Below are 16,282 nucleotides of genomic sequence, written 5' to 3'. Positions count from 1 at the left end.
TGGATCGCCGTCTGCTTTTTCGCGCGAAGAGCGACGTTACGGCTGATACGACGAATCGACGATCGTCCACAGCGCCGCTTTTGGCTTCAGGTTCGCATCGAACGGCAGCGGCAGGTTGTTGCGGGGCACCGGCGTCGACGTCAGCCACGTGTGCTTGTCGGAGTAGCCCCAGAACGTCACCGCCTTGATGCTTGGCTCCTGCTCGAATAGAGCGAACACCGCGCGATAACGCTCGGCCTGCGCACGCATGATGTCGTTCGGAACCGGATGGCCGAGGTCCGGCAGACATGCGTGCGGATTGCTCCAGCATTCTCCCGGATCGGTATAGAGGCTCACGTCGAGTTCGGTCACCTGGTTTTCTAGGCCTAGCGCGGCGACGTCGTCGAATGCCTGCTTGATGTTCGGCAGCGGCGGCCAGTTCACGCTGATGTGCATCTGATGCCCGACACCGTCGATCGGCACGCCCTGCGCGCGCAAATCGCGGATCACGGCGAGCAGCTTTGCGCGCTTGCGCGGATCGTCGGTGGTGTACTCGTTGATATAGAGCTTCACGTCCGGGTCCGCCGCGCGCGCCGCGCGGAACGCGATTGCGATGTAGTCCTTGCCGAGAGCGCGATACCACGGACTGTCTTCGCGATACACCTGATGTGGATCGTCGCTGATCACTTCGTTGACCACGTCCCACGCATAGACCTTGCCTCGGAAGTGTGTGACGACGTCGGTTATATATCGATAAAGCCGCTTCGCGACGATGTCGTGGTAGTGCGGATCTTTCGGATCGCCGGCGAAGAACCAGTCCGGCGCCTCGGTCCAGTCGCCGGCCTTGAAGTGCCACACGAGCGTATGGCCGCGCACTGCAATGCCGTGCGCCTCAGCGAACGCGACGATTCTGTCGGCCGGCACGAAGTTGTACTTGCCTTGCGCGACGCCGATCGTGCCCGGCTTCATCTTGTTCTCGGCGGTCAGGCTCGAGAACTGAGCCGCGATCAGCGTCGCGTCGGCCGGACTGTCGATCGAATCGGGTTCGATCGCCGCGCCGACCTTGAAGTGGGCGGCCATCACACTGCGCAGCGGCGGCAGCGCGTCAGCGGGCGCCGCGGCGAGCGGCGGGCCATCATGAGCGACGGCCGCCTGGTTGAGCGCGCAGCCTGCGGTGCATGCGAGCGTACAAATGCTGACGGCTGCGCACAGCATGCGCATCGAGGTCCGTAAACGACGCACTCCTGGTCTCCTGTGAGGAAATGCCGGTTCGGCTGCTTTTCTAACCACATGTAACGTTATCGGTAACAATGACGATGCTAAGCGGCGCCCCGCGTCCCCGCTATGAGGGATTTACCCGACAGATCAACGAAATGACGGAAGGTGGATCAGCGTGGAGTCGACCGGTTCGACCCGGCGGCCGATGAAAGCGCTTTCAGATAGGGGTGCACGAACCGCCCGCGCGCCTGACCGTGCGAAACAGGACGCCAGTCACTCAATCCGACTGGCGCAACGGGAAAACGGAATCCCCCTAACGCGCGGGGTCTGCTTCAATCGACGTCCGCGCGCCGCGATTCAGTTCGATCTCAATGCCCGTTCAACGAACCACCGTCGGGCGTGAGCCGGTTGTCCACCGAGGTGACACCGGGCACCGACATCGCAGCCCGTTCGGCACGCGCGACATGCTCCCGCTCGGGCACAAATCCGAGCAGCATGATTTGCCCCGAGTGGGCAAAGACAAACACATGTGACATCCCGACGCCGCTGTGCGCCTCCGCAACCCGCACGCTATGAGCGAGTTGTTGGTCGGTGGCTTGCGAATCCTGAGCATGGGCGATCGGCGCGATTGCGCCTGAAATCAGCAACGCGAGCGTAGAAGCAAGGGTTGTTTTCACGATACCTCCTTATTAAATGCCAAGGTGTGCCGGCAAAATCCGTCGGCAAATCTTCCGGTCCGACTCCATGCGAGGCCTCGGAAGTGCATTGGACAAAACCCCCTCTTTCACTGCTTGCGTCGCGGTTATCGCGGTTGCGCGTCGAGGTTTGGCCAGTCGGGGCGTTGGGCGGTCAAGCCGTCGCCCGCAGAAAAGTTCGCAAGGGCAGCGTGTTCGAGCGCGACGTCGCAGGGGCGGCGTGGCGGGGAACAGCGAGAGCCGAGGGATGGGAGCTGGTTGGAGCGTTCGTGACGGAGCGCGAGAGCCAGACGGATGCGCTGACAATCCCGCACTCAGCCTGCTATGCGGCTGAGCCCGGCTCGTTGCCCGGCATCGTATGCATTGATGATAGTCGGTAATGTCCGTCGCTGCTGACTGCTCCAAGGCCAGTTCGTCAAGCGCAAACCGTCAATGCAAGCGCGCCGGGTCGTTGCATCTTCGCAACAACGAACGCGAGATTCTTCTTGCATTCGAGCGCGTTCTCCTTGTTAAGCGAGCGCTGAGCGACGCGCGAGACGGATTCACGCATCGTTACGGTTCGTGAATTCAAACGGATTTCCGACGCTTGTGACCATCACCTAATGGTCACAAAGCTGGGTGCTACTTCGGGATTGGGCGGCGCGCAACTGTTATCGATAACAGCGTTTTCCCTGAGCCGTTAGTTCGATGCGCGGCGCAAGGTCATCCCTATAATCGCCTCGAAATGTGATGCGAATACGAAGCGAACATTTCGGCAAGAGGGGAAACGTGTGAGAACGCGTGCGTCCTGTGCGGCTTGGAGACGCCAAAATATATATAGGATATCTAAATGAAGAAGAAGCTTATTGCTGTGGCTGTGATGGCAGCCGCGACGACGGTGGCTCATGCGCAGAGCAGCGTCACCCTGTATGGCCGTATCGACAACGGCATCCAGTTTGAAACCGGCCTTCCGGGCGGCCACGCATGGTCAGCCCAAAGCGGTGACTGGGGTTGCTCGTGGTTCGGCCTCATCGGCTCCGAAGATCTCGGCGGTGGCACGAAGACGATCTTCCAGCTGGAGGGGCAACTCAATACGATGACCGGTGCATCGGCGGGCAATCTGTTCGGCCGCCACGCAACGGTGGGCTTGACGAACGACAGCTGGGGTCTGTTCAAGATCGGTAACCTCGGCGCCGGCGAACTGGCGCAAGACAGCTGGGGCACCGACCCGCAGGTGATGCAGCGCTACGCGATCTCGACCCTGGTGCGCGGCCGTAACTGGACGAGCACCAGCAACGGCGCGGAGTACAACTCGCCGGTGCTGTTCGGCGGCCTCGTGCTGAAGGGCCAGTATTCGCTGACCAACAACACGAGCTGGAACTCGGCACCGGTCAACGCGGCGGGTGTGCCGACCGGCCAGGGTCGTACGAACGCGGTTGAGGGCGTCTATACGTGGGGCTCGGGCGACTTCCGGGTGATCTACGACGAAGTGCGCGGCGCCAACGGCTCGTTCAACAACGTGTACTCCGCTTCGCGCGACATTCTCGTCGGCGGTAGCTACGTGATCGGTCCGGTCAAGCTGTACGCGGGCTATCAGCACCTGAGCGCGCCTGACGCAACCAACGCGAGCGTCGGCGTGACCGATGCGTCGCAGCCGCTCGGCGTGAGCGCACCGACCAGCGTGAACCACGAATGGTTCGGCGCCGCATGGCAGGTCACGGCACCCACGCTCTTGACGGCAGCGGTCTACCACGCGAACGCGAACAACGGCAATGGCAACGCGACGCTGTTCACGCTCGCCGGCACCTACGCGTTGTCGAAGCGCACGTTCCTGTACACGGAAGCCGGCTATGTGCACAACAGCTCGACGTCGAACCTGAACCTCGGCAACGGGCCGTACGGCAACAACAACTTCAATCCGGTGACGGGCACGTCGTCGAACAGCAACCCGAACTATGGTCATAGCCAGACTGGCGTCTTCGCCGGGATCATGCATTCGTTCTGAGTTGAGGTTGCCTGACCAGCAATCGTAGTGATCTCTTTGTTTCAAGGACTGTTTATTTCTCTTTCATAGAGAGGCCGGTGCGACGCCTCCTCCACCCTCGTCGCATCGGCTGCTTTTTCTCTTTATTCGATTTCATCATCGGACGGACTGCGTTTCTTCCTATCTGAAAGCGCTTTCATCACAGGATTCAGGCAGAACTCATGACCCACGACGGCTCAAACGACAACCCCGGCGCGCCCAAGGTACCCAACGTGACGCTCGAGGCCATCGCGCGCGCGGCCGGTGTTTCTCCGAGCACCGTATCGCGGATCCTGAACGGTTCTGCGCGCGTGCTTCCCGCCAAGCAGCAGGCGGTGGAGGAGGCGATCGCGCGTTTCAATTACCGGCCGAACGTGCTCGCGCGCAGTCTCGCGAGCGGCCGGACCGAAACGATCGGCGTATTGACACAGGCGGTGTCGAGTCCGTTTTACGCCGAGTGGCTACGAGGTATCGAAGAGTCGCTGTCCGAGCCGGGCTTTACGCCGATCTTCGTGAGCAGCCGATGGAACATCGCCGACGAAAAGGCGCGCCTCGAGCAGTTCATCGCCCGGCGTGTCGACGGAATCATCCTGCTGCACGCGCAACTCGATGAGTCGACGTTGACCGACTACTCGCGGCACGCACCGATGCTCGTATTGGGCCGCTCGGTGCAGAACAGCGCGACGCTCGCGGGCCTGCCGATCGACAACATGCAGGGCGCTCGCGACGCGACCCACCATCTGATCGAGCAAGGCCATCGCGAGATCGCCTTCATCGCCGGGCCGGCCAGTCACGAGGATGCGATCGAGCGTCTCGTCGGCTACCGGACCGCGCTCGAGGAAGCGGGCATCGGCTTCGATGCCGACCTCGTCGAGCAGGGCGATTACCTCGAAACGGGCGGCGTCGCCGCGATGGAGCGGCTGATGGCGCGCCATCCATCGTTCAGCGCCGTATTCTGCGCAAACGATCAGACCGCGTACGGCGCGCGCCTCGCGATGTTCCGCCGCGGCGTGCGGGTGCCGGACGACGTGTCGCTGGTCGGCTTCGACGACCTGCCGACCTCGTCGTACATGACGCCGCCGTTGACGACGGTTCGCCAGCCGACTTATGAAATCGGCCGACTCGCCGCGCAGGGCATCGTGCAGATGATCCGCAAGCAGTCGATCGCGCTCAGCCCGATTCCGCTCACGCTCGTGACGCGTGAAACCACGCGTCGAATCACGCCGCCGGTAGAGCAGGGGGATACGCATGCGTAGCGGCTTTTTTTCGTCGAGACGTGAAAGCGCTTTCAGATATCGGCAGTCAAGCAGAGATTCGCAGCCCATTCAGCACCAAGCAAAGCAGCACCAAGCAAAGCAGCAACAAAGACAACAGGGGAAGTAGGTCGCAGCAACCGGGTATTCATCAAATGCAGTTCAAACAGGGTTCTTTAGGAGACGAGTAATGAAATTCCGCTTTTCAGGCTCTGCCGCCGCCGTTCTGCTCAGCCTGGCAGCAGTCGGCGCGCACGCCAACACCACGTTGAACGTCGCGGTTTTTCCGAAGCTGGATCAGGAAATCAAGGACGCGCTGCCGGCGTGGAAGAAGCTGCATCCGGACGTCGACGTCAAGGTGTCGTCGCTCCAGATCGCCGATCACCACAACGCAATGACCACCGCGCTCGCGACGAGCTCGAATCTGCCCGACGTGATGGCGGTCGAGGTCGGCTTCATCGGCCGCTTTGCGGCGGGCGGCGGTCTTGAAGATCTGTCGAAGGCCCCGTATAGCGCGGGCCAGTACAAGAGCCAGTTCATCAACTACACGTTCGCGCAGGCGACCACGCAGGACGGCGCGATCGTCGGCATGCCGGCCGATATCGGTCCGGGCACGCTGTTCTATCGCAAGGACATTCTCGAAAAGGCGGGCGTGACCGAAGCCGATCTGACCAAGTCGTGGGACTCGTATCTGGCGTCCGGCGTGAAGATCAAGAAGGCGACGGGTGCGTACCTGATGGCATCGTCGCGTGATATCGAGGACATCTACATTCGCGCCGACCTGAAGGAAGGCGATGGGGTGTACTTCGACAAGGCCGGCAATCCGATCGTCACGTCGCCGCGTTTCGTGAAGGCGTTCGAGCTCGCGAAGAAAGCGCGCGACCTCGGTCTCGACGCGAAGATCACGCCGTGGTCGAACGAATGGGCCGAGAGCTTCAAGCGCGGCACCGTCGCGACGCAAATGATGGGCGCATGGCTCGGTGGCCACCTGTCGTCGTGGATCGCACCGGACACGAAGGGTCTGTGGCGCGCGGCCAATCTGCCGAACAACGCGTACGCATCGTTCGGCGGGACGTTCTGGTCGATTCCGGCGAAAGCGACGCAAAAGCCGATGTCGTGGGAATTCATCAAGTTCCTGACGACGCGCAAGGACACGCAGCTCGCTTCGTTCCGTTCGATCGACGCATTCCCGTCGCTGCTCTCCGCGCAGACCGATTCGTTCTTCGCCGAGCCGGTGTCATTCCTCGGCGACGAGAAGGCGCGCCTGATCTGGCGTGATGCGGCATCGCACATCCCGGCGATTCAGCGCAGCAAGTTCGACCAGGTCGCCGAGGAAGCGGTGCACTCGGCGCTCGACAAGGTCGTCGACGATGGCGCAGACGTGCATACCGCGCTGCAGGAAGCGCAGGACCAGATCGCCCATCGGGTCCGCCGTTAAGCGGTATTGATGCAAGGTCGCGGCACGCTGCATGCCGCGACCGAAGTGTCTCGCAGTGCGCTGCAAGTCTGCTGCAAACAGCGTGGCCGGTCATCGAAGACCCAACCCACGCCCGACTGGACGGAACTATTGATGAACACTCCGCTGCCCACGACCGAAGAGGTCGCCCGCGATGCACGCGTGAGCGATGTGCTGAGCTCGCCCACGCCGTTCGCCGCGCCGCGAAAAACTTCGCGGCTCGATCCGGTGAAGGTCGCACCCTACCTGTTTCTCGGCCCGTTTTTCCTGTTGTTCGCGCTGTTCATGGCGTTCCCGCTGCTGTTTTCGCTGTACCTGTCGTTCCAGAGCTGGGACGCGACGGCAGGGCTCGCGAGCATGAAGTGGGTGGGTCTGTCGAACTTCACGTTCACGCTGACCGACCCGTGGTACTGGAAGTCGCTGTACAACACTGCGTCGATGGCGATCATGTCCGGCGTGCCGCAGCATCTGGTGGCGCTGCCGCTGGCGTTCTTTCTGCAAACCGCGTTTCGCCGCTGGCGCAACCTGATGGTCGGCCTGTACTTCCTGCCGTTCATCACGTCCAGCGTCGCTATCGCGCTGATTTTCTCGTCGCTGTATTCGACCGACTTCGGCATGATCAACCTCGCGATCGCCGAGCTCGGCAAACTGCCCGGCCTGCACTGGATCGTTCCCGCGCATCCGATCGAGTGGCTATATAACCCGAAGAACGTCAAGCCGGCGGTGTCGGTGGTGATCTTCTGGCGCTATGTCGGCTGGAACACGGTGCTGTATCTGTCGGCGCTGCAAACCATTCCGAAAGACCTGTACGAGGCCGCACGCATCGACGGCGCGAATGGCTGGCAACAGTTCACCCGCATCACGATTCCGCTGATCAAGCCGATGATTTTCTTCGCGGTCACGCTGTCGATCATCGGCGGCCTGCAACTGTTCGAAGAGCCGTTCATCTTGCTGCCGAACGAAGGTATGGGTACCAGCCAGTCCGGCCTGACGACGGCCGTCTATATGTATCGCACCGCATTCCACGACGGCGATTTCGGCACCGCGAGTTCGATCGCATGGCTGCTGTTCATCTCGATCGGCGCGTTGATGTGGTTGAACACGCGGATCTTTCACCGCAGCGGCATGAACGAGGAGAATCAGCGATGAAATCGTCGAACAACAAGGGCCGCTATATCGGCTATGCGATCGTGGTTGCCGGCGGGCTGCTGATGTTCTCGCCGTTCTACTTCATGTTCGTGTTCGCGACGCACACGAGCTCCGAGATTTTCTCGATGCCGCCCCCGCTGTGGTTCGGCAGCGCGTTTCTCGACAACATGGCCTCGCTGATGCGGCACATTCCGTTCTGGCGCAATCTCGGCTGGAGCTTCTATACGGCCGCGATGCAAACCGTGCTGACGCTGCTCGTGACATCGATGGCCGGCTACGCGTTCGCGATGTACGAGTTTCGCTTCAAGAAGACGCTGTTCGCAATCGCGCTGACCGCGATGCTGGTGCCGCCGTTCCTCAGCATGATTCCGACCTTCATGACGATGAACCTGCTCGGCTGGATCGATCAGCCGCGCGCGCTGTACGTGCCAGGCGCGGCCGCCGCGCTCGGCGTGTTCCTGATGCGCCAGTACGTTGCATCGGCGATTCCGTCCGAGCTGATCGAGGCGGCGCGCATCGATGGCTGCGGCGAATTCCGCATCTACTGGAGCATCGTGATGCCGCTGCTGGGACCGGCGCTGGGCACCCTTGGCCTGATCAGCTTCATTCAGGCGTGGAACAACTTTCTGTCGGCGCTCGTCGTGCTGCGCTCGCCGTCGATGTACACGCTGCCGCTCGCGCTGCGCATTCTGCAAAGCCCGACCAATTCGGATTGGGGCGCAGTGATGGCGGGCTCCGCGGTCGCGGTGCTGCCGTTGCTGGTGCTGTTCGCGTTCACCTCGCGGCGTTTGATCGACGGTCTGACGACCGGCGCGGTCAAGGCCTGAGATTTTTCCTTTCATCTTCACGCCCTGGCGGGCATGACCATTCGGGACAAAAACATTTATGCCGACGTATCGATTCAACGAAGACTTCGTCTGGGGCGTGGCCACCAGTTCCTACCAGATCGAAGGCGCAGCGCATGAGGACGGCCGTGGCCCGTCGATCTGGGACGAGTTCTGCAAAGTGCCGGGCAAGGTCGTGAACGGCGAGAGCGGCGATGTCGCATGCGATCACTATCACCTGCTCGAGGAAGACCTCGATCTGCTGGCTGAACTCGGCGTCAATGCTTACCGCTTTTCGATCGCGTGGCCGCGCGTGCAGCCGACTGGCCGCGGCGCATTCAACGAAAAGGGTCTAGCGTTCTACGAGCGCCTCGTCGACGGTTTGCTCGAGCGCGATATCCAGCCGTTCGCGACGCTTTATCACTGGGACCTGCCGTCGTCGCTGCAGCACACGCAAAACGGCTGGGAAAGCCGCGACACCGCCTATCGTTTCGCGGACTACGCACGCAAGATCGGCAGCGTGCTCGGCGATCGCGTTGCATCGATCGCGACGCACAACGAGCCGTGGTGCACCGCATGGCTCGGCAACGCGACTGGCTATTTCGCGCCGGGCAACGCCGATCTGAAGAAAGCCGCGCACGTCGCGCACCATCTGCTGCTGTCGCACGGTCTCGCGTTGCAGGCGTTGCGTGCCGATGGCGTAAAGGCGCCGCTCGGCATCGTGCTGAACCAGTCGCCGGCGCATGGCGCGACGGATTCGCCTGAAGACCAGGCCGCCGCGTCGCTCGAATACGCGAAGTTCGTGCGCTGGTACATGGACCCGCTGTTCAAGGGCGAGTATCCGGCCGAGGCGCTGGAATGGTACGGCGCGAACGGTCCGCAAGAGGCAATTCTGAGCGGCGATTTCGACGTGATCGGCACGCCGATGGACTTCCTCGGCATCAACTATTACACCCGCATCTTCGCGAGCGCATCGGGCGAGAAGCGTCCGCCGGGCGTGCTCGGCTTCACGGACATGGATTGGGAAGTCTATCCGCAAGGCCTCACCGAATTGCTGACGCGCATCAACGCCGACTACAAGCTGCCGCCGATCTACATCACCGAGAACGGCTGCGCGGCGAAGGACGTGCTGGCTAACGGACGCGTGCATGACGCCGAGCGCGTGCGCTTCTACGACCTGCATCTGGCCGCGTTGTCGGACGCGGTGAAAAAGGGCGTCGACGTGGCCGGCTATTTCGCGTGGAGCCTGATGGACAACTTCGAATGGGCGTCGGGTTACGACAAGCGCTTCGGCATGGTCTACGTCGACTATGCGAGCCAGGAGCGCACGCTGAAGGACAGCGCGTTGTGGTATCGCGACGTGATCGCGCAACACGCCGGCGTCGCAGCCGTGCGCTGACGCGCACGCCCGGCGGCGGGCGCACCGAACCTCGCGTGGCGCGACAGTAGTGGGGCAGTGGGATAGCGTCACGCGGGGTCTGCAAGTACAAGGACTGAGGAGGAGGAGGCATCAAATGGGCGAACTCGTATTGCGCAACGTCTCGAAGACGTATGGCGAAGGACCGCAGGTGATCCAGGGCATCGATCTGCACATCCCGGACGGGCAGTTCACGGTTTTCGTGGGACCGTCGGGCTGCGGCAAGTCGACGATGCTGCGCATGATCGCGGGGTTAGAGTCGATAACGGGCGGCGACATTCTGATCGACGGCGTACGCGTCAACGATCTGCAGCCTACGGACCGCGGCATCTCGATGGTGTTCCAGAGCTACGCGCTCTACCCGCACATGACGGTCGCGGAAAACATGGGCTTTTCGCTGAAGCTGTCGGGCAAGTCGAAGAATGAAGTGCGCGAGGCGGTGGGCCGTGCCGCCGAGATCCTGCAGATCACGCATCTGCTCGAGCGCAAACCGAAGGCACTGTCGGGCGGCCAGCGCCAGCGCGTCGCGATCGGACGGGCGATCGTGCGCAAGCCGCGCGTGTTCCTGTTCGACGAGCCGCTGTCGAATCTCGATGCGGCGCTGCGCGTGCAGATGCGTATCGAACTCGCGAAGCTGCATCGCGAACTCGGCACGACGATGATTTACGTCACGCACGATCAGGTCGAGGCGATGACGCTCGGCCAGCAGATCGTCGTGTTCAACAAAGGCCACATCGAGCAGACCGGCGCGCCGCTCGAACTGTATGAGCGACCGGCGAACCGCTTCGTCGGCGGCTTCATCGGCTCGCCGCAGATGAACATGCTGGCCGCGACGCTGGTGTCGCAAAGCGATACCCAAACCGTCGTGGCGCTCGCGGGCGCGAGCCAGCGCATCGTGCTGCCCGGCCGGTCGTCGCAGTCGCTGAGCGGCGAGCTGACGCTCGGGGTGCGTGCCGAGCATCTGGGCATCGGCTCGCTCGACGAAGGTCTCGCCGCGCGAGTCGAACTGGTCGAGCATCTCGGCGATGTATCGCTGCTGCATGCGCGACTCGATGGCATCGCGCACGCGATCACGCTGAAGCTCGACAAGAAGGACGCGCAGCATGCGGTCGGCGCGCGCGTCGGGATCAAGGTGGCGTCGTCGTCGGTCACGCTGTTCGATGCGAACGGCGCCGCGGTGAGCCTGTCGCGACCCAAAGTCGGCGAGGACGTAGGCGCGGTCGTTTGACAGGCCGATGCCGGCGAGCGAGCACTAGCACACCGATGGCGGATAGCGCGATGGAGAAAAATGTAGCGAAGGACGATGGCGAGGCCGCGGCTAGCGGCTCGTCCGGGCAGCGGTATGCGCAGACGCCCGGTGAAACGGCGGCTGCCGCGGACCGGGGGCAATCGGCTATCGAACGAGGACCGCAGCAGCGAGAAAGGTTGAAGAAGCCGCGCGAATCGCTGCATTCGTGGATCGTACATTTCGATGCGGAGCCTTCATCGAGGCCCCCGGCATCGGATGACGAAGAGTGAGACGCAAGCAGGGATCTCGTTAGTCGGTTCGCATCAAATATTACGATTTGCTGTCTATGCCTTGCGCGGAGCTTCCTCCTTGCTGGGCGTGGCTTTGAGGGTCGGGTCGGGTGGTCCCGGATAGTGGTTCGGAGCTTAGGTTAACTCCGCATGGCGGCGGCGAATGTGTGCCATTAACATCCGCTAACGTTAAGGGTAACGTTCAAGACGTTTGCATCTATTCGAAGAGCTAAAACACGGAGCAGACATTGAAACCCGAGACGCGCCGCGGTGCTATCCGGCACGACCCTTGTGTGGCCGAAACGGTCTGCTTAAAACGTATTGATTAGCTGAAAGCGCAGCGGTTGCGCGCACGGATTGGCGCGACCGGTGCGGGCGGTGTCGCGGTCACGGTAATCGTCGCCGCGGGTTGGACGGGAGTTCGAGGGAGCTCCTGGCAGTAGGTTGGAAAGTAGTGCCTGAGAGCAAGGTTGAAAAAGAATGTCGGGCCACGCATCGCGCGCGTTCGCATGCGGGCGCGCCGGCCCGGCGCAAAAAATAACCGTTGGAATTTTGCTGGGTGGAGAGCGTCATGGAAAAACGAGTATCTAAAGCCATCTTCAAGTCCCGGGCCTGCGAGCTGTTCCGCCAGGTCGAGGCATTGGGCGAAACCGTGGTCGTCACCGACCGCGGGCAACCCACCATCGAAATTCGGCCGTATCGCAGCAAGCAGGAAAATCCGCTCGAGCTGCTGCGCGCGTCGATTACGCACTTCAATCTGAAGCACGCGTTGCAGCCTGTCACGGCCGACCAGGAAGAGTAATGATCACGCTCGACACGCTTGCGCTCGTGTGCTGGCTCGGCAGGCAGAAAGCGCTGAGCCAGGCCGCGCACGATGCGATCGATCGGGAGCTCGCCGGCGGCGAGATCCTGATCTCGGCGATCAGCGCGTTCGAAATCGCGGAGTTCGTGAAGGTCGGCAGTCTCGGGCTGTCGATGGACGCGCGCAGCTGGATGTCGACGTTTCTGTCGCTAGACGGCGTGCGGATGATTCCGGTCGACACGGAAATCGCGTTTCGCGCGGCCACGCTGCCGCCATCGCTCAGCTTGCATCAACGCCTGATCGTCGCGACCGCGCGCACGCATGGCGGCGCGCTCGTGACTTCGGATGCGAAGGTGCGCGCTTCGACTTACGTCGAAACGATCTGGTGACGGCCGCGGCGCTGCTTGGTGCGCACAGGGCCGGTGGAATCGCGCACCACCAGTTCCGCCGGCAGCGTGATGCGCTGCGAAGCGGCGTCGATCCCGGCGATTTGCGCGAGCAGCGTGTTGACCGCCGAGCGCGCCATTTGCTGGAACGGTTGACGGATCGTGGTGAGCGCGGGGTGAAACTGCTCGGACATCGGGATGTCGTCGAAGCCGATCACCGAGATGTCGTCCGGCACGCGCAGGCCGGCTTCGCGAATTGCGGCGATTACGCCGAACGCGCTCTGGTCGTTGGCCGTGAAGATCGCGGTGGGGGGCTCGGCGAGGTTCAGCAGGTCGAACGTGACGTCGAACGCCATCATTTGCGACAGGTCGCCCGCGGCGACCAGCGAGTCTTCACGCGGCAGGCCGAGGCGAGCCAGCGTGTCGTGATAACCGCGTTGCCGGTCGCGCACACCTTCGATCGTTTCGTCGCCGGCCAGAAACGCGATGCGCTTGTGACCGAGCTCCGCTAGGTGTTCGACCGCGAGACAGGCGCCGCCGTAGTTGTCGACCGACACCGACGGGAAGCCCGTCAGCGTGCCGCGCTGATCGACGACGACGACCGGCACCTTCGCGGTGGCGAGCGCCTCGAGGCACAGCGACTCGCGCGGAAGAATCGCGAGGATGCCGTCGGAGAATTGCTGGATCAGCCCGAGCAGGTCGTGATGCGTATGACGATCTTCGTCGAACACCGTGTAGACCAGCATCTCGCAGCCGGCGCCACGCGCCGCGCGGCCCGCGCCGAGAATCAGTTCGCTGGAGAATTGCGTGTCGAGCGTCGGCGTGATGATGCCGATGATGCCATTGCGGCCCCCCGACAGTTTCTGCGCGGTGCGGTTGACGACGTAACCGATGTCCGACGCGATTCTCAGTACTTCGTCACGGGTTTCGCGCGACACGCCAGGACGGCCGTTCAGAGCGCGCGATGCGGTCATCTGGGACACCCCGGCAAGCTTGGCGACGTGCTCAAGCGTGGGGGTTTGTCTTGCCATGCGGGTCGGAGCTGTGCGAGAGGTCATTGGATGGGTCGACTCGCTAATCGCGTTAGCGATACCGTTTATGTAGTCGCTATTCTAGCAGAACCCTTTTTATTTCCGCTTTCCCACAATCAATCAATCTTATACAGGTGTTTGCGTCGCAGCCCGACCGAGACCAGGTAAAATCCCGCATAGCCTTACTTACCGCATCGACCTAACATTCACTAACGTTAAGGCTAACGTTAACGTTTCAGCGGTTTCTTAAAAATCCAGAAGAGGGGACACACACATGGCGTACCCGGCGTTGTTTAAAGCGCGGTCCATCATCGGCGCGACGGCGCTGCTGTTTTCGTTGTCTGCAGTTGTTTCGAACGCCGTAGCGGCGGACTCCAAGACGATCACGGTATGGGACCAGCAGACCAATGCGTCGTCGAGCAAGATCATTCGCGACGCGTCGGATCGATTCGAAAAGGCGGTTCCGGGCTACAAGGTCGAGAATTCGCACGTGCTGAACGAAGCGTACAAGACGAAGCTGAAGGTCGCTTTCGGCGCGAATCAGCCGCCGTGCGTGTTCGAGAACTGGGGCGGCGGCGGCCTGCACGAGTACGTGAAGTCCGGCCAGATCGCCGACCTGACGCCGTACCTGAGCAAGGATCCGTCGTATCGCAACCGTTTCATGCAATCGTCGTGGGATGTCACGACGTTCGACGGCAAGACCTACGGTGTCGCTGCTGAAAACGCGGCGGCCGCGGTGATCTTCTACAACAAGGAAGTCTTGAAGAAGTACGGCATCACGCCGCCGAAGACGTGGGATGAACTGATGCACGTCGTCGAGGTGCTGAAGTCGCACAACGTCGCGGCGTTCTCGCTCGCGAACAAGAACAAGTGGACCGGATCGATGTACTACATGTACCTCGTCGACCGTATCGGCGGTCCGCAAGTCGTGAAGGACGCGATCGAAGGCAAGGGCAAGGGCTTCGAAGATCCGGCCTTCGTCGAAGCCGGCAAGCGCATTCAGGAACTGGTGAAGGCTGGCGCGTTCGCACCGGGCATCAACGGTCTTGATTACGACTCGGGCGCTTCGCGCCGTCTGCTGTACACGGGCAAGGCTGCCATGGAGCTGATGGGTGCCTGGGAAGCTTCGACGATCGCCAACGAAAATCCGGCGTTCTCGAAGGATCTCGACTTCTTCCCGTTCCCGAGCGTGCCGGGTGGCAAGGGCGATCCGCGTGACCTGATCGGCACGGTCGGCGATGGCTTCCTCAGCATCTCAGCCGAGTGCAAGTCGCCGGACGCAGCGTTCAAGCTGATCCAGGCATTGACCGACGAACAGGCGATGCAGGCTCGCGCGTCGGATGACCACAAGCTCCCGCCGGTCAATAACGTCAAGATTGACGATCCGTTCACGCAGCGTCTGCAGAAACTGCTTGCCGCGGCTCCGAGCGTGCAGCTCTGGTACGACCAGGCACTGCCGCCGGCCCTCGGTGAGCTGCACAAGGACACGACGCAGGCACTGTTCGGCCTGTCGCTGACGCCTGAAGCTGCTGCGCAGCAAATGGAAGCCGCTTCGAAGAAGGGCGGTTAATCATCTCCAGTCTTAAAGAAAAGTCCGGCCGGCACCGCGAGGTGCCGGTCGGCATACAAGCCCGTGAATATTGCAATTACCGCTACTCCCGAACGCCGGTTGAGATTCTCATCGCAAACGCTCGTCACGGTGGTGTTTCTTGCGCCGTCGCTGCTGCTGCTGGCCGTGTTCCTGCTTTATCCGCTCGTCTCCAGCCTGCGGCTGTCGCTGCTCGACTGGAACGGCCTCGGCAACACTGCCCGTTATATCGGACTCGCGAACTGGGAGCGGCTCGCGCACGACATGGTGTTCTGGCAATCGCTGCGGAACAACGTGATTCTTGCTGTCGCCTCGATCGTCATCCAGCTTCCGATCGCGCTCGCGCTAGCCGTGCTGCTGGAAAAGGCCGGCCGCGGCTCGCGCTTGCTGAAGGTTCTGTATTTCCTGCCGCTGCTGATGTCGAGCGTGGCGATCGGCGTGCTGTTCAAGCAGATCTACGATCCGAATTTCGGTCCGGTCAACGTCGCGCTGCAGGCATTCGGGCTCGATGGCCTCGCGAAGGACTGGCTGGGCGACCCGCATTTTTCGCTGGGTGCGACGATTGCCGTGATCATCTGGCAGAACGCGCCTTTCTACATGATTCTGTTCCTCGCCGGGCTCTCGTCGATGCCGGCCGAGGTCAACGAGGCTGCGCTGCTCGACGGCGCATCCGAGTGGACCATTTTCTGGCGCATCAAGCTGCCGCATCTGCAAGGCACGGTGCGCACGGCGGTGCTGCTGTCCGTGCTCGGCTCGCTGCGTTACTTCGATCTCGTCTTCGTCATGACCGGAGGCGGCCCCGAAGGTTCGTCCGAGGTGATGGCCACCTACATGTATCGCACGGTGTTTAGTTCGTTCCAACTCGGCTACGGCAGCACCATCGGCTCGGCGATGTTCCTTATCGTCATCACGGTGGCGGCGGTGTCGATGTACTTCACCCGCCGTTATGCAACCGAGGTCTGAA

Annotated in this window: 15 protein-coding genes; 11 read left to right on the top strand and 4 right to left on the bottom strand. The window is 62.0% G+C overall.

What is annotated here, in order from left to right:
* Positions 1–36: 36 nt before the first annotated feature.
* The 3 genes from QFZ94_RS37315 to QFZ94_RS37305 all read right to left on the bottom strand — a co-directional run bounded on the left by QFZ94_RS37315 (position 37) and on the right by QFZ94_RS37305 (position 2,442).
* On the bottom strand, positions 37–1,221 hold the full coding sequence (locus QFZ94_RS37315; protein ID WP_429462983.1) for an endo-1,4-beta-xylanase: 1,185 nt from the start codon (positions 1,219–1,221) through the stop codon (positions 37–39).
* A gap of 344 nt (positions 1,222–1,565) precedes the next feature.
* Entirely contained in the window at positions 1,566–1,874 is a 309-nt protein-coding gene (locus QFZ94_RS37310; protein WP_429462982.1) for a BON domain-containing protein, read from the bottom strand.
* Between the two features lie 433 nt (positions 1,875–2,307).
* Positions 2,308–2,442 (bottom strand): hypothetical protein, encoded by a 135-nt coding sequence (locus QFZ94_RS37305; RefSeq protein ID WP_410842356.1) that lies wholly within the window; start codon positions 2,440–2,442, stop codon positions 2,308–2,310.
* Positions 2,443–2,721: 279 nt separating this feature from the next.
* Here QFZ94_RS37305 and QFZ94_RS37300 point away from each other — a divergent pair, with 279 nt between their 5' ends.
* The 9 genes from QFZ94_RS37300 (at position 2,722) to QFZ94_RS37260 (ending at position 12,702) form a co-directional block, all read left to right on the top strand.
* A complete protein-coding gene (locus QFZ94_RS37300) occupies positions 2,722–3,876 on the top strand; it encodes a porin (protein ID WP_429462981.1) in 1,155 nt (384 codons plus the stop codon).
* A gap of 200 nt (positions 3,877–4,076) precedes the next feature.
* Positions 4,077–5,150 carry a LacI family DNA-binding transcriptional regulator gene (locus QFZ94_RS37295; protein ID WP_368582636.1) on the top strand — a complete coding sequence of 358 codons (1,074 nt, stop codon included), beginning with the start codon at positions 4,077–4,079 and terminating at the stop codon, positions 5,148–5,150.
* A 187-nt stretch (positions 5,151–5,337) separates the two neighbouring features.
* Positions 5,338–6,585 (top strand): ABC transporter substrate-binding protein, encoded by a 1,248-nt coding sequence (locus QFZ94_RS37290; RefSeq protein WP_429462980.1) that lies wholly within the window; start codon positions 5,338–5,340, stop codon positions 6,583–6,585.
* Between the two features lie 132 nt (positions 6,586–6,717).
* Positions 6,718–7,752, top strand: a complete 1,035-nt coding sequence (locus tag QFZ94_RS37285; RefSeq protein ID WP_176134711.1) for a carbohydrate ABC transporter permease — start codon at positions 6,718–6,720, stop codon at positions 7,750–7,752.
* Positions 7,749–8,579 (top strand): carbohydrate ABC transporter permease, encoded by an 831-nt coding sequence (locus tag QFZ94_RS37280; RefSeq protein WP_018433683.1) that lies wholly within the window; start codon positions 7,749–7,751, stop codon positions 8,577–8,579. The genes QFZ94_RS37285 and QFZ94_RS37280 overlap by 4 nt, the downstream gene beginning before the upstream one ends.
* Before the next feature lie 58 nt (positions 8,580–8,637).
* Positions 8,638–9,975: a GH1 family beta-glucosidase gene (locus QFZ94_RS37275; RefSeq protein ID WP_429462979.1), complete on the top strand. Its 1,338-nt coding sequence runs from the start codon at positions 8,638–8,640 to the stop codon at positions 9,973–9,975.
* A gap of 115 nt (positions 9,976–10,090) precedes the next feature.
* Complete coding sequence (locus QFZ94_RS37270; protein ID WP_429462978.1) at positions 10,091–11,221, top strand: ABC transporter ATP-binding protein; 1,131 nt, start codon at positions 10,091–10,093, stop codon at positions 11,219–11,221.
* Positions 11,222–12,082: 861 nt separating this feature from the next.
* The gene (locus QFZ94_RS37265) at positions 12,083–12,313 is read left to right on the top strand and encodes a type II toxin-antitoxin system Phd/YefM family antitoxin (RefSeq protein ID WP_013093946.1); all 231 of its coding nucleotides are present in this window, start codon (positions 12,083–12,085) and stop codon (positions 12,311–12,313) included.
* Positions 12,313–12,702 carry a type II toxin-antitoxin system VapC family toxin gene (locus tag QFZ94_RS37260; RefSeq protein WP_018433686.1) on the top strand — a complete coding sequence of 130 codons (390 nt, stop codon included), beginning with the start codon at positions 12,313–12,315 and terminating at the stop codon, positions 12,700–12,702. Before QFZ94_RS37265 ends, QFZ94_RS37260 begins: the two co-directional genes overlap by 1 nt.
* Here QFZ94_RS37260 and QFZ94_RS37255 read toward each other — a convergent pair.
* Positions 12,681–13,730 (bottom strand): LacI family DNA-binding transcriptional regulator, encoded by a 1,050-nt coding sequence (locus QFZ94_RS37255; protein WP_176111585.1) that lies wholly within the window; start codon positions 13,728–13,730, stop codon positions 12,681–12,683. The genes QFZ94_RS37260 and QFZ94_RS37255 overlap by 22 nt on opposite strands.
* 274 nt (positions 13,731–14,004) lie before the next feature.
* Between QFZ94_RS37255 and QFZ94_RS37250 the strand changes: the two genes are divergently transcribed.
* Together QFZ94_RS37250 and QFZ94_RS37245 are read left to right on the top strand one after the other, a co-directional pair.
* Positions 14,005–15,300: an extracellular solute-binding protein gene (locus QFZ94_RS37250; protein WP_429462977.1), complete on the top strand. Its 1,296-nt coding sequence runs from the start codon at positions 14,005–14,007 to the stop codon at positions 15,298–15,300.
* A 99-nt stretch (positions 15,301–15,399) separates the two neighbouring features.
* Positions 15,400–16,281 (top strand): carbohydrate ABC transporter permease, encoded by an 882-nt coding sequence (locus QFZ94_RS37245; protein WP_217710295.1) that lies wholly within the window; start codon positions 15,400–15,402, stop codon positions 16,279–16,281.
* Position 16,282 lies beyond the last annotated feature (1 nt).

The sequence above is a fragment of the Paraburkholderia sp. JPY465 genome (assembly GCF_050436725.1).
GTDB classification, from domain to species: Bacteria; Pseudomonadota; Gammaproteobacteria; order Burkholderiales; family Burkholderiaceae; genus Paraburkholderia; species Paraburkholderia youngii.
This window is presented reverse-complemented; position numbering and strand designations above follow the sequence as displayed.

What these genes read in the sequence shown, in the direction of transcription:
- QFZ94_RS37305 (WP_410842356.1), bottom strand. Translation starts at nt 2,442, where the DNA reads ATGCGTGAATCCGTCTCGCGCGTCGCTCAGCGCTCGCTTAACAAGGAG.
- QFZ94_RS37300 (WP_429462981.1), top strand. Translation starts at nt 2,722, where the DNA reads ATGAAGAAGAAGCTTATTGCTGTGGCTGTGATGGCAGCCGCGACGACG.
- QFZ94_RS37295 (WP_368582636.1), top strand. Translation starts at nt 4,077, where the DNA reads ATGACCCACGACGGCTCAAACGACAACCCCGGCGCGCCCAAGGTACCC.
- QFZ94_RS37290 (WP_429462980.1), top strand. Translation starts at nt 5,338, where the DNA reads ATGAAATTCCGCTTTTCAGGCTCTGCCGCCGCCGTTCTGCTCAGCCTG.
- QFZ94_RS37285 (WP_176134711.1), top strand. Translation starts at nt 6,718, where the DNA reads ATGAACACTCCGCTGCCCACGACCGAAGAGGTCGCCCGCGATGCACGC.
- QFZ94_RS37280 (WP_018433683.1), top strand. Translation starts at nt 7,749, where the DNA reads ATGAAATCGTCGAACAACAAGGGCCGCTATATCGGCTATGCGATCGTG.
- QFZ94_RS37275 (WP_429462979.1), top strand. Translation starts at nt 8,638, where the DNA reads ATGCCGACGTATCGATTCAACGAAGACTTCGTCTGGGGCGTGGCCACC.
- QFZ94_RS37270 (WP_429462978.1), top strand. Translation starts at nt 10,091, where the DNA reads ATGGGCGAACTCGTATTGCGCAACGTCTCGAAGACGTATGGCGAAGGA.
- QFZ94_RS37265 (WP_013093946.1), top strand. Translation starts at nt 12,083, where the DNA reads ATGGAAAAACGAGTATCTAAAGCCATCTTCAAGTCCCGGGCCTGCGAG.
- QFZ94_RS37260 (WP_018433686.1), top strand. Translation starts at nt 12,313, where the DNA reads ATGATCACGCTCGACACGCTTGCGCTCGTGTGCTGGCTCGGCAGGCAG.
- QFZ94_RS37255 (WP_176111585.1), bottom strand. Translation starts at nt 13,730, where the DNA reads ATGGCAAGACAAACCCCCACGCTTGAGCACGTCGCCAAGCTTGCCGGG.
- QFZ94_RS37250 (WP_429462977.1), top strand. Translation starts at nt 14,005, where the DNA reads ATGGCGTACCCGGCGTTGTTTAAAGCGCGGTCCATCATCGGCGCGACG.